The sequence below is a fragment of the Pseudomonas sp. GW823-FHT02F05 genome (assembly GCF_058797315.1).
Genome location: NZ_JBXAJM010000035.1, coordinates 18,160 through 30,250, shown reverse-complemented (window position 1 = coordinate 30,250; position 12,091 = coordinate 18,160). Strand labels below are relative to the sequence as shown.

The window sequence follows — 12,091 nt, the reverse complement described above, 5'->3', positions numbered from 1 at the left end:
TCGGCGGTGAGGCGGTTTTGGCGGTCGTATTCGTAGGCCAACGCCCAGTGGCCGTCCTCGACGCTGAGGAGGTTGCCTTGGCGGTCGTAGGCATAGTCGACAACGGCGCTGTCGGGCAGGGTTTTTCTTACGAGGCGCCCGGCGTGGTCGCGCTCGTAACGGGTGATTAGCTGACTACCATCGTCGCCGTATTCGGTCTTTTCCAGCAGGTGGCCGTTGAGGTCGTAGGCATAGGCGGTGCGCTGGCCGTCGAAGCCGGTTTCCTGGCGGATCAGGCCGTTGGGGTGATAGTCGAGTTGGTAGGTTTCGCCGGTTTCGTTTTCGATCTCGGTGAGCAGCAGCCGGGCGTTGTCGTAGCGGTACTTGACTTGGGTGCCGTCGGCGTTGAGGCGGCGGCTGATCAGGTGCAGGCCATCGGCGTATTCGTAGCGGGTGACGTGGCCCAGTTCGTCGCGTTCGGCGATGATTTTGCCGTAGGGGTTGTAGCTGAATTCCCTACAACCACCGCCTGGCAATACAAGACGAATCAACCTGCCGACGCAGTCCCAGTGATATTGCGTCAGCGCACCATGCTCATCCTCACAGGCAACTTGCCGCCCCAGATCGTCATAGCGATAACGCTTGATCCCACCATTGGGCAATTGCTCCTCAAGCAGTTGCCCGCGTTCGTTCCACACCAGTCGATGGCAACTGTGATCCGGGTACCAAATCCCAGTCAGTTGCCCGTGCTTGTTGTAGCTGTAGTCAGTAACCTCTCCATCGGGATCGGTCCTACGCGTAACATCGCCTTGTTCATTACGCTCGTATTTCCAGACCGCCTGCCCACGCCTGACAACCCTTACAAAACCGTTGTCATGCTCGTAGGACGTTGGCTCATCATCCCCCGGAAACAGCGCCACCAAGCGTCCGGCGTCGTCATATTGATAGGCCGTCACCGCGCCCATCGGGTCTTGCTCGACGGTCAGCCGGCCCTTGGCATCGTAGGATTTGTAATGCTGAGCGCCATCCGGATCGATGCGCTGCACCAAGCGCGCCCGGTCGTCATGGACATAGACTTCCTGGCTACCATCGGCGTTATGCACGGTGACGTGGCCGTCATCGCCCCAGGCATAACGTGTGTCCATCTGCGAGAAGCTCGCCCAATGCCGGACGCAACGCGCCGCCTTGCCAGACCGTTCCCACGCCCAGAAGAAACTCGCCCCACCGGCCAACTGCCGCTCAAGAATGACGTGCTGATCGTCGTACCGATAACGCTCGCTTTCCCCGACAGCATTGGTCGCGCAAACCAGTCGTCCGTCTTCGTCATAGGCGTAGGAAACAAGGTTCTGCTCGGTCTCCCACACGTAGGGCTCACGCCCTTTGGCGCGATGCACCTGATAGTCCACCGCGACGATGCGACCCAACTCATAACGCAGCAGCAACGAACGACCGGCGCCGTTATCCAGCCGCTCAATCAGCCCTGAACGATCCCGGCAAAGGCGCAGGCGGTTGTCATACGCATCGCTGATCGAGACCAGTACGCCATCGCGAAAGTGATAGAAACGCGACGCCTGGGCCAGCACCAGTTCGTCAGGAGCCGAACCCAAGTAGATCGCCGCTTCCGCCAGGCTATTGGTGATCGCCGGCCGAGAATCGGTGGGCAAGGGCAGGGTGGTCGAGCGGTTCTCATGGTCAGTCCACACCACCAAATCGCCCGACACCACCAGCCGATGGGCCAGCCCATGACTCCAGCCAAACCCCAACCCACAATCAATGTCCACCGCACTGGTGCGGTACAGCCGCGTCCACTCAAACGGCAAGATCCCATCCAGCGCGCCGTCAGTAAGGGTGAGCAATTCTTCACCGTTAACCATCGACACCGGGCAGCCGTGGGTAACGGTCTTGTCTGCTGACGCCGCCGCATCTCCCTTTGGATTAGAAGCCACCGCCGGCACATCATCGACAGGCTCCTGACGAACCAACGTGGTGCGCTGGGTCTTGCCGCGCACCATCGGCACCGGGTTCGAAACCAGCGTGTCGCCTGCCTTCAACGACACCACCGGCACCACCTTGACCGGTATCGCCGCACTGCTCAGCAACACCGGCTTTGCGGCCTCCACATGGGGCTCCAGTCGAGGCCCCGCCACCTGCTTGGCCAGCAATTCCAACAACGCCCGCGCCCGCCCGGATTTGACGTGGCTGAGCACACCAGCCCCCAATCGCGCCACCACGCCCATCCCACCCAAGACGCGAATCAGCAGTAGATTGATCAGCACCTCACCGGTAATTTCACCCCACAGTTCCGCCATCTCTGGCGGCGGGAGCATGCGCATCCAGCTGACCAGCGCCGACAGGTAGATAAACAGCAGCGGCTCGTCACTGAGCACCAACAAGCCCTGGGCTATCGCATCACTGCCCAGGGTCAGCAGTTCGTCGAGCTCAGTTTGCGAAAGGTAGTGCAGTAGCTTTTCGCTGTTGGGCTTGAGGTCCGCCAGCAGCGCAGACAGCTCGCCAATGTTGTCCCACAGGCTGTAAAGCGCCTTGCCCAATCCACTGACAAAGGCCGCCTCCAGCAGGCGGCGCCGCTCAAGCGGGCGGGCGTCTGTGTAATTTTTCCACTGGGCCTGGAAGGTGTCGGTCCACTCTTTGCGCAGCCGGGCTTCCAACGCTGTGATCACTGAGTGGTAGGACGTATACAGCGCCTTGAGGTGATCCTGGGAAACGTTGGGGTAGAAACTCACCCGGTATTGCTGGTTGCGATCGCACTCGGTGACTTCGAGGATGCCACTGGGGCCGATGGTCTTATGGAGGGGCTCGCCCAGCGGGCCGCCGTTTGGATCAACGCGTTGCACGATCACCGGGGTGTTGCCGATGGGTACGAACCTCGTGCTCTGGAACATATGCACCAGGGTCAAGGTACCCGTGGCCTGGCAGGTGGCGACGGTGCTGCTGGGAAACAGGGAGCGATTGACCGGGGCAACCAGCGCGACGTCATCCCCGACCTTGAACACCTGTTCGACGTCCAGCGCGGAGAAGCTCCAAAAGCTTTTGGCCCACTCGTCAAAGGTGTTCAAGCAATCGCGAAAGTCACGGAAGACGCCCTCGACGTCGACCGTTTCCACGTTCATTGGCGTCAGCGCCAGCCTGCCAATGGCCGGGTTCAAGTGGCGGCCCCGTCAACCGCACGCGTCACGAAAAAAACCATCTGCACTCCCTCGCACTGTTTGATCAGGCGAGGGACTTTGCAGAGGTTTGCCGGGGTGAGGAGTAGAGCTTATCCGGCAGTTGTGTGGGATGTTTCAGTTACTGCCAGGCACTGGGTTCGGCATGCCGACGAACCCCGGTTAGACTTACCTGTCGATATCAGCACTGCCCGGCCCGTCGTTAACCAAGGAAGCCTCATGTATTCAACGCGTCTGCTGCTCTGCCTTATTCCTTTACTGGTACTGGCCGGGTGCTCAACTTCCCGTGGCCCCCAGCAGCCCGAGCGCAGTGAAGCCGAGGTGAAGGCGCAGATCGTGCGCCTGCTGCCGGCCAAGGTTGCGGACCGTAACGGTTGGGCCCAGGACATCTACACCGCGTTCGACACCCAGAAAATCTACCCCAGCACCGAAAACATCTGTGCGGTGCTGGCGGTGACCGAGCAGGAGTCCACCTATCAGGTCGACCCGCCAGTGCCGGGCATGGGCAAGATCGCCCAGGATGAAATCTTGCGCCGTGCCGGCAAGGTGCACGTGCCGGCATTCGTGGTGCGCAGCGCCTTGCAACTGCGCTCGCCCACCGGCAAAACCTACGCCGACCGTTTGAATGCCGCCCGTACGGAAAAGGACCTGAGCGCGATTTTTGACGACTTCATCAGCATGGTGCCCCTGGGCAATACGCTGTTTGGCGGGTTCAACCCGGTACACACTGCTGGCCCCATGCAGGTCAGTATCGACTTTGCGCAGAAACAGGCGCGGGGTTATCCCTACACGGTGGACGGTACGATTCGCCGCGAAGTGTTCACCCGTCGCGGCGGCATGTACTTCGGCATCGCCCACTTGCTCGGTTACCCGGTGAGCTACGATCAGCCGCTGTACCGCTTTGCCGATTTCAACGCCGGTTGGTACGCCAGCCGCAATGCCGCGTTCCAGGCCGCGGTCAGCCGTGTTTCAGGCAAAGAGCTGGCGCTGGATGGGGATTTGATCCGCTATGGCTCATTGTTGCCCGGCACCACCGAGTTGGCGGTGCGTTCACTGGGGGCGAAGTTGGATATGCGCAACCCGAGCATCCGCAGCCAACTGGAGCAGGGCGAGCAGTTGGATTTCGAGGACACCACCTTGTACAAGCGCGTCTTCGCCTTGGCTGACCAGGCGGCCGGCAAGCCGCTGCCACGGGCGATCCTGCCGGGTATTGTGCTCAAGAGCCCGAAGATCACCCGCAACCTGACCACGGCCTGGTTTGCCAAGCGCGTGGATGAGCGCTACCAGCGCTGCATGAAGCGCTGATCAACTGCGGCGCTTGACGAACCGGCGCCACAAGCCCACCCACAACCACACCACCGGGAACGCCAGGATCACGAAGGGCAGCACATAGCTGGCACGTTCCAGGGCGTCTGCGGTGCCGTTCACCAGGTTGTCTCCCAGGTTGCTGAACATCCGGGTGAACCTTGACACCTGGTTGGCGCCGTCGGAGGAGCGGAAGTCCAAGGTCATGCGGTTGGTGTCGAGGCGGCGTTGCTGGCCGGCGGCAACCTGGGCCAGTTCCTGCAGCTCGTTTTCAATGCCGGCTTGCTCTTTGCTCAGGACGATCAGGTCGCTGACGGTGATGTCCTTGCGCTTGGCCAGTTCATCGAGGCGTTGCTGCTGGGCTTGCAGGCGGTCCTGGCGACGGCGCACATCCGCCACGGCATCGGCCAGGTCTTCGGCAGTGGTGATGCGCTGGCCGAGCTTACCGCCTTCGGCCGCCAGGGCGACCATCGGCTCCACACCCGTGGGCGCGATTCGCAGGATGATCTGGCCACCCTGGCCGTCTTCGGTAATGCCCAGGATATTGCAGGCACCAAAGCGCGCCGTTTCACACGCCTCACGAGTGGCCTGCATACGCGGCGCAAGCAGGGCGCCGGGCAGGGCCAGGGTCAATTCATGCTCATAGGCCAGTTGCGCCCCGGCCTTGCCCTGTTCGCCATTGATGACGGTGGCGCGAGAGTGGTCCGTGGGGGAACAACCGGCCAAGGCCAGGCCGGCGAGCAAGATCAACAGCGGCGCGCGAAGCGGGTGGGAGTTGCCGTCCAGGTGGCGCATGGCGTTTCCTTGAAATGTGCAGGAGAAATTGGCCGAGATTAAAGCGGGTCTGGCCCATTAACGCAAAGCATTGCCCGGGATTTGCCCGGCTGATGGTGGTGGCTGCCGGGTCGGGGCTGGCGTACACCTCAGGCCTCACCCCAGGGAAGCATCCGCCATGAACGCTCAGACTGTCCCCCAAGGCTTTGTCCCGTTGCCGCGCAGCAGTCCGTTGCTGGAACTGCTCGGCCCGGCGTATTGCCGTGGCGAAGGTTTGCAATTGGAAGTCGGCTTGCGCGCCGATCATCGTCACGCCAATGGGCGCGGTACGGTACATGGCGGGGTGCTGGCGACGCTGGCCGATATCGGCATGGGGTACGCCATGGCGTTTTCCAGTGAGCCGCCGTTGCCGTTGATTACCGCCAGCATGACAGTGGATTACCTGGGCGCCGTGCAGGTAGGGGAGTGGATGGTGGTGCGTCTGGAAAGCCACAAGCGCGGACGGCAGATGGCGTTCGCCACGTTGAGTTTGCAGGTGGTGGAGCGGGTGGTGCTGCGGGCGAGCGCGGTGTTCGCGGTGCCGCAAGCTGACAGGCAGTGAGATCAAATGTGGGAGCTGGCTTGCCTGCGATAGCGGTGTGTCAGTTAGCAATGGTCTGACTGATAGACCGCTATCGCAGGCAAGCCAGCTCCCACATTTTGATCGAGTTCATTCAGGGGGATCGATAAAAGAAAAGGCCTGGCTTTTCGTGGAGCCAGGCCTTTTCTATGTTGCTCTATTGGCGTGGGGCTGCTACGCAGCCCAACTGGAGCAAGCTCCCTCGCCACAATAGCGATCCGATTCAGTTGCGTTCGAGCGCCAGGGCGACACCTTGGCCGCCGCCGATGCACAGCGTTGCCAAACCTTTCTTGGCATCGCGCTTGATCATTTCGTGCAGCAGGGTCACCAGTACGCGGCAGCCTGAAGCACCGATCGGGTGGCCGATGGCGATGGCGCCGCCGTTGACGTTGACCTTCTGCGCGTCCCACTCCAGCTCTTTGCCCACCGCCAGTGATTGCGCGGCGAAGGCTTCGTTGGCCTCGATCAGGTCCAGGTCCGCAAGCTGCCAGCCGGCCTTGTCCAGGCAGCGGCGGGTGGCCGAGACCGGGCCGATGCCCATGATGGCCGGGTCGACGCCCGCGTTGGCGTAGCTGGCGATACGCGCCAGTACGGGCAGGCCGAGTGCCTTGGCTTTGTCGGCGCTCATCAGCAGCACGGCCGCAGCGCCGTCGTTCAGGCTGGAGGCGTTGCCGGCGGTGACGCTGCCGTCTTTCTTGAACGCAGGCTTGAGCTTGGCCAGGGATTCGGCGGTGGTGCCGGCGCGGGGTTGTTCGTCCACGGCGAAGGCCACCGGGTCGCCTTTGCGCTGGGGAATCAGGATCGGTGTGATCTCATCGGCAAAGCGTCCGGCTTCGATAGCGGCGGCAGCTTTTTGCTGGGAGGCGGCGGCAAAGGCGTCCTGGGCTTCGCGGCTGATGCCGTACTTGTCCACCAGGTTCTCGGCGGTGATGCCCATGTGGTAATCGTTGAACGCATCCCACAGGCCGTCGGTGATCATGCTGTCGATCATCTTCGCGTGGCCCATGCGCAACCCGGTGCGTGCGGCAGGCAGTACGTACGGGGCCAGGCTCATGTTCTCCATGCCACCGGCAATGATCACCTCGGCGTCGCCGCAACGAATGGCCTGGGCGCCCAGGTGCAGGGCCTTGAGGCCCGAACCGCAGACCTTGTTCAGAGTCAGGCTCGGCACGGCATGGGGCAGGCCGGCAAGGATCGAAGCCTGGCGCGCCGGGTTCTGGCCGCTGCCTGCGGTGAGCACCTGGCCGAGGATCACCTCATCCACTTGCGCCGGGTCCAGGCCGGTCTGCTCCAGCAGGCGACGGATCACGGCGGCGCCCAGTTCCGGGGCCGGAATGTTCGCCAGCGAACCTTGGAAGCTGCCCACGGCGGTGCGGGTGGCAGCAACAATCACGACGTCTTGCATGGAATCTGTCCTCACTGGAAGTGCATTTCTGGAACGTGGTCCGGGACGATCAGTTTACCGGCGGTCTTGCTCACAATCTCTTCAACGCTGACGCCAGGTGCGCGTTCCTTGAGGACAAAAGCGCCATTTTCGATTTCCAGGTACGCCAGGTCCGTGAGCACACGCTTGATGCAGTTGGCACCGGTCAGCGGGAGGCTGCATTGGCTGAGCAACTTGGACTCACCGTCTTTGGATGCGTGAGTCATGATCACAATGATGTTTTCTGCGCCGGCCACCAGGTCCATGGCACCGCCCATGCCCTTGACCAGCTTGCCGGGGATCATCCACGAAGCGATGTTGCCCTGTACGTCCACTTCGAATGCGCCCAGTACGGTGAGGTCGACATGCCCACCGCGAATCATCGCGAACGACTCGGCGGAAGAGAAGATCGAGGCGCCGATGCGTGCGGTGACGGTCTGCTTGCCGGCGTTGATCATGTCGGCGTCGATGGTTTCTTCGGTTGGGAACGGGCCCATGCCAAGCAGGCCGTTTTCCGATTGCAGCATCACTTCCATGCCGTCGGGGATGTAGTTGGCCACCAGGGTCGGAATGCCAATACCGAGGTTCACGTAGTAACCGTCCTGCATCTCGCGGGCAACGCGTTGAGCCATTTGTTCGCGGGTAAGCGCCATGATTGTTTCCTCTTGTTGTTCTGGACGGGGATTATTTGCGGACGGTGCGCTGTTCAATGCGCTTTTCGAAGGTGCCGCAGATGATCCGGTCGACGTAGATGCCAGGGGTGTGGATCTGCGCCGGGTCCAGCTCGCCCGGTTCGACGATTTCCTCGACTTCGACCACGGTGATCTTGCCGGCGGTGGCGGCCAGCGGGTTGAAGTTCTGGGCGGTGTGACGGTAGATAACGTTACCGAAGTGGTCGGCTTTCCAGCCTTTGACGATGGCAAAGTCGCCGGTGATGGACTCTTCCATCAGATACGGGCGGCCCTTGAATTCGCGGGTTTCCTTGCCTTCGGCAACGGGGGTGCCGACGCCAGTGGCGGTAAAGAAGGCCGGAATGCCGGCACCGCCTGCGCGCATTTTTTCTGCCAGGGTGCCTTGAGGGGTAAGCACCACCTCAATCTCGCCGCTGAGCAGTTGTTTCTCGAAGAGGGCGTTTTCACCCACGTAGGAAGCGATCACTTTGCTGATCTGCTTCTGTTCCAGCAGCACACCCAGGCCGAAGCCATCGACGCCACAGTTGTTGGAGACCACCGTCAGGTCGCGGGTACCTTTGCGCTTGATTTCGGCAATGAGGTTTTCCGGAATGCCACACAGGCCAAAACCACCGGAGAGCACGGTCATGCCGTCTTCCAGGCCTGCCAGCGCTTCTTCATAGGACGCCACGCGTTTATCGAAACCTGCCATATGCACCTCTTTTATTGTTTGTGGTCCAGCCAGTGAGTTGAGTGTTGCGCCAGCGGATTGATTTGTTAAGTTGTTTTTTAAGGTTGATTGATTTAGAAAACAGCATAGTCCAATCGTCGTCCGGAGCTGCGTCATGACCGTTAAACAGATGCGTGCCTTTCTCGCCGTCGCGCAAAGCCTGAGTTTTGCCGCGGCCTGTGAGCGTTTGCACCTCTCTCAATCGGCGTTGAGCTTGACCATCAAGGGCCTGGAAGAAGGCTTGGGCGGGCGCCTGTTCAGCCGTAATACCCGTAACGTCGCGCTGACCCCTGAAGGCGAGTCCCTGCTGCCCCTGGCCCGCCGGTTGATTGCCGATTGGGACAACGCCGAAGACGAACTGCGCCAGCGTTTTACCTTGCAACGTGGCCGCGTCACGGTGGCCGCCATGCCCTCGTTCGCGGGGAACCTGTTGCCGCCGATCCTGAAGATATTCCGCGCCCGTTACCCCCAGGTGAACGTGACGGTGCATGACCTGATCAATGAACAGGTGCTGGAGATGGTGCGCGACCGTCAGGTGGAGCTGGGGGTGGCGTTCGAGCCGTCCGATGGTTCGTCATTGGCGTTCACGCCGTTGTACCTGGATCGCTTTGTCGCCGTGGTCCCGGGGGATTCGCCCTTGGCACAGCGTGCTGAAATCGACTGGAAAGCCTTGTTGGAGCAGCCGTTCATCACCCTGCAGCGGCCTTCCACTGTGCGAGTGATGCTGGAAGAACACCTCGGTGCCTTGCAGATGAAACTGCCCGTTGCCTTGGAAAGCCATCAACTGGCGACGGTGGGCAAGATGGTTGCCAGCGGTTTGGGGGTTAGTGCAGTGCCAGCGTTATGCGCCAGGCAGATGGAGGAGGCGGGAGCCCATTGCATTACCTTGACTGGCCCGGTGATCGAGCGACCAATTGGGGTGCTGACCAAGCCGGGGCATGAACTGTCGGCGGCGGCGCAGGTGCTGTTTGATATCTTTCGGGATGAGGCGGGGAAGGGCAGGTTTCCAACTTTTTAAATCAGTAAATACAAATGTGGGAGCTGGCAAGCCAACTCCCACATTGATTGAGTACTACTTAGTAGTAACGGTCGATCACTTTAACTTGCGAGCTGTCTTTGAAAGACGCCCAGGCATTGTTAAGTGTGTCGAACACTTGCTCGATAAAGTTGCGATCAGCGGCGGCCTTCTTGCCGACATAACCCTGGCCACGGCGGTACATCTTCAGGCGCGCCGCCAGCTCACGGTTGTTACGGTCAAACTCGGCTTCTTCGGTATGGGGCGCCAGGCAGTCAATTTGCACTTCGCCCGATTTGCCAATCCACAGGATATGGTCGTCGAGTGTGTCTTTCTGCGCTGCGAACATCTCAGCCAATTCATCGATAGTTGGTTGGTTGTTCAAATTCATGTGTAAGCCCCTTGACCAGTTGGCGATCTATCAGTTGATTCGTTAATACCAGTAAGTTGTCTCCGGTCACTAAAACCGGGCGTCAGCGACGGGCTGCCGAATACGGGCAGGGTCTTGAAGCTGATGCATGTAGTCTTGCTGATGAACTGCTACGCAATGCTCTGATTGCGAAGACAAGCCGCGTTTGAGCGCCTTGTACCTGTCCCTTCCGGGGCCGGTCACTTCATCAATCTGCCTTGTGGGCAGTGCACATCCGGAAAAACAGCTCGGCGGTCAGACGAGCCTGTTCGAAACGCTTGTTACCAACGCTCCCGATCCGAGAGACGTCTAGATCATGCAAGGACAAAAAGGTTACGTCAACGGTTATGTAGTGATTATTTTTGCTCACTACATAAATTGCCGTGGGGACGGGGGAATACGCGAAAACGTGACTTGGGCGTCATTTTCTGTGCGGTGGGTCGCGGGATTTTGGTGGCGGATTTACGCCGAACCCTGTGGGAGCTGGCTTGCCTGCGATGGCGGTGCGTCAGTGGGTACATGTATGCCTGACACACTGCTATCGCAGGCAAGCCAGCTCCCACATGTTGATGTGTCGCTATCTCAATCTCTCGGTCAATAAGGGTAACAGTTGCTCGCAAGACGCCTGGATCTTCACCTGCAACAACTCATCCCCCCGAGTCTTGCCCAGGTTGATGGCAATCACCGGCTTACCCTGTTCAATCATCGCCTTGCACAGGCGAAACGCCGAATAGGCCATCAGCGACGACCCCACCACCAACAGCCCTTCGGCATGCTCTACCGCCGTCATTGCCTTGAGCGCCGTCGCCGGCGCGACGTTTTCGCCAAAGAACACCACATCCGGTTTCAGCCGTTCGCCATTGCAGTGCGGGCAGCGGGGTACCTGGAAGTGCTGTTCAAACGCCGGATCAAGCAAGGTGTCGCCATCCGGCGCTTGCACCGCATGAACCTGTGCCATGTGCGGGTTATCGACCTCCATCTGCCGCTGGATCACGTCGCGCTCGCTGCGCAGTTGGCAATCCAGGCACAGCACCCGATGCAAGCTGCCATGCAGCTCGATCACATCCTGGCTGCCGGCCTGGTCATGCAGGGTGTCGACGTTCTGCGTGATCAGCCCGCTGATATGGCCACGGTGCTGCAGCGTCGCGAGCGCCAGGTGGGCCTTGTTCGGCTGGGCAATGCGCACCCGTGGCCACCCCAGCATCGCCCGCGCCCAGTAGCGGCGCCGCGCCTCGGGAGTGGCGAGGAACTCCTGGTACATCATCGGTGGCTTGCCCCGGCGTACACCTTCCCCGTCCCGGTAATCCGGGATACCCGAAGATGTACTTATCCCTGCGCCGGTCAGCACCAGGAAACGCCGGCCGGACATGGCCCGGTGCAGAGTATCGAGGTGGTCTTCCTGATGGTCCAGCGTGTCGAGCATGGGTTCCCCCTATTCGCCGCGGATGTACTGTTCCAGTTGCTGGATCAAGGCCGCTTGTTCGGCAATTGCTTCCTTGACCAGGTCACCGATAGACAGCAGGCCCAGCAGTTTGCCGTCTTCGACCACCGGCAGGTGGCGCAGGTGACTGTCGGTCATGATGTTCATGCATTCCTCGACACTCTTGTGAGTATCCACAGTGATCACCGGCGAGCTCATCACCTCATGGACCTTGGTGGTAACTGACGAGAGGCCCTTGAGCATGATTTTACGTGCGTAATCCCGTTCACTGATGATGCCGACCACCACGTCATCCCTGACCACTGGCAAGGCACCGACGTTTTTCTCCGACATCCGCACCAGCGCTTCAAATACGGTGTGGTCCCATTTGATCGTGTGGACGTCCTGGTTTTTCTGGTCCTTGGCTTTCAGCAGTTGTGCAACGGTTTTCATGGCGGCCACTCCGGTGTTGTTGTTGGTAGTCCAGATCCCCTACAGAATCCTAGACCGAACCCGCCGGAGCAAGGGCCAATGCGGCGTTAAACCTGTCGAAAAACGTCATGT

The 12,091-nt window shown here is 60.5% G+C and carries 11 protein-coding genes; 3 read left to right on the top strand and 8 right to left on the bottom strand.

The genetic code is table 11. The features are described from left to right. A partial coding sequence (locus AC1RAC_RS27390; RefSeq protein WP_492617146.1) for a DUF6531 domain-containing protein occupies positions 1-3,107 on the bottom strand: 3,107 nt, incomplete at its 3' end. Positions 3,108-3,380: 273 nt separating this feature from the next. Between AC1RAC_RS27390 and AC1RAC_RS27385 the strand changes: the two genes are divergently transcribed. Continuing rightward, a complete protein-coding gene (locus AC1RAC_RS27385) occupies positions 3,381-4,466 on the top strand; it encodes a DUF1615 domain-containing protein (protein ID WP_034127058.1) in 1,086 nt (361 codons plus the stop codon). On the opposite strand, the gene AC1RAC_RS27380 is transcribed toward AC1RAC_RS27385, so the two are convergent. Then, positions 4,467-5,261: a DUF4349 domain-containing protein gene (locus AC1RAC_RS27380; RefSeq protein ID WP_197901477.1), complete on the bottom strand. Its 795-nt coding sequence runs from the start codon at positions 5,259-5,261 to the stop codon at positions 4,467-4,469. It abuts the gene before it with no gap. Between the two features lie 157 nt (positions 5,262-5,418). Here AC1RAC_RS27380 and AC1RAC_RS27375 point away from each other — a divergent pair, with 157 nt between their 5' ends. After that, a complete protein-coding gene (locus tag AC1RAC_RS27375; protein WP_054895767.1) occupies positions 5,419-5,841 on the top strand; it encodes a PaaI family thioesterase in 423 nt (140 codons plus the stop codon). Positions 5,842-6,082: 241 nt separating this feature from the next. On the opposite strand, the gene AC1RAC_RS27370 is transcribed toward AC1RAC_RS27375, so the two are convergent. The 3 genes from AC1RAC_RS27370 to AC1RAC_RS27360 are packed head-to-tail and all read right to left on the bottom strand — an operon-like array spanning position 6,083 to position 8,665. Beyond that, positions 6,083-7,264, bottom strand: a complete 1,182-nt coding sequence (locus AC1RAC_RS27370; protein WP_003190325.1) for an acetyl-CoA C-acetyltransferase — start codon at positions 7,262-7,264, stop codon at positions 6,083-6,085. Between the two features lie 11 nt (positions 7,265-7,275). Further along, positions 7,276-7,935, bottom strand: a complete 660-nt coding sequence (locus tag AC1RAC_RS27365) for a CoA transferase subunit B (protein WP_005786928.1) — start codon at positions 7,933-7,935, stop codon at positions 7,276-7,278. A gap of 31 nt (positions 7,936-7,966) precedes the next feature. Then, on the bottom strand, positions 7,967-8,665 hold the full coding sequence (locus AC1RAC_RS27360) for a CoA transferase subunit A (protein WP_003190329.1): 699 nt from the start codon (positions 8,663-8,665) through the stop codon (positions 7,967-7,969). Positions 8,666-8,798: 133 nt separating this feature from the next. Between AC1RAC_RS27360 and AC1RAC_RS27355 the strand changes: the two genes are divergently transcribed. Then, a complete protein-coding gene (locus tag AC1RAC_RS27355) occupies positions 8,799-9,701 on the top strand; it encodes a LysR family transcriptional regulator (RefSeq protein ID WP_034127061.1) in 903 nt (300 codons plus the stop codon). Positions 9,702-9,759: 58 nt separating this feature from the next. On the opposite strand, the gene AC1RAC_RS27350 is transcribed toward AC1RAC_RS27355, so the two are convergent. From AC1RAC_RS27350 to AC1RAC_RS27340, 3 genes are all read right to left on the bottom strand, one after another. Further along, on the bottom strand, positions 9,760-10,089 hold the full coding sequence (locus tag AC1RAC_RS27350) for a hypothetical protein (protein WP_003190335.1): 330 nt from the start codon (positions 10,087-10,089) through the stop codon (positions 9,760-9,762). 595 nt (positions 10,090-10,684) lie between these two features. Then, on the bottom strand, positions 10,685-11,530 hold the full coding sequence (locus tag AC1RAC_RS27345; protein ID WP_492617145.1) for an NAD-dependent protein deacetylase: 846 nt from the start codon (positions 11,528-11,530) through the stop codon (positions 10,685-10,687). Between the two features lie 9 nt (positions 11,531-11,539). Further along, positions 11,540-11,980 (bottom strand): CBS domain-containing protein, encoded by a 441-nt coding sequence (locus AC1RAC_RS27340; RefSeq protein ID WP_034127063.1) that lies wholly within the window; start codon positions 11,978-11,980, stop codon positions 11,540-11,542. Positions 11,981-12,091 lie beyond the last annotated feature (111 nt).

Excerpts from the sequence above, each read along its gene's own strand:
- AC1RAC_RS27365 (WP_005786928.1), bottom strand. The coding sequence starts at position 7,935 with ATGGCGCTTACCCGCGAACAAATGGCTCAACGCGTTGCCCGCGAGATG.
- AC1RAC_RS27340 (WP_034127063.1), bottom strand. The coding sequence starts at position 11,980 with ATGAAAACCGTTGCACAACTGCTGAAAGCCAAGGACCAGAAAAACCAG.
- AC1RAC_RS27380 (WP_197901477.1), bottom strand. The coding sequence starts at position 5,261 with ATGCGCCACCTGGACGGCAACTCCCACCCGCTTCGCGCGCCGCTGTTG.
- AC1RAC_RS27370 (WP_003190325.1), bottom strand. The coding sequence starts at position 7,264 with ATGCAAGACGTCGTGATTGTTGCTGCCACCCGCACCGCCGTGGGCAGC.
- AC1RAC_RS27385 (WP_034127058.1), top strand. The coding sequence starts at position 3,381 with ATGTATTCAACGCGTCTGCTGCTCTGCCTTATTCCTTTACTGGTACTG.
- AC1RAC_RS27360 (WP_003190329.1), bottom strand. The coding sequence starts at position 8,665 with ATGGCAGGTTTCGATAAACGCGTGGCGTCCTATGAAGAAGCGCTGGCA.
- AC1RAC_RS27375 (WP_054895767.1), top strand. The coding sequence starts at position 5,419 with ATGAACGCTCAGACTGTCCCCCAAGGCTTTGTCCCGTTGCCGCGCAGC.
- AC1RAC_RS27350 (WP_003190335.1), bottom strand. The coding sequence starts at position 10,089 with ATGAATTTGAACAACCAACCAACTATCGATGAATTGGCTGAGATGTTC.
- AC1RAC_RS27345 (WP_492617145.1), bottom strand. The coding sequence starts at position 11,530 with ATGCTCGACACGCTGGACCATCAGGAAGACCACCTCGATACTCTGCAC.
- AC1RAC_RS27355 (WP_034127061.1), top strand. The coding sequence starts at position 8,799 with ATGACCGTTAAACAGATGCGTGCCTTTCTCGCCGTCGCGCAAAGCCTG.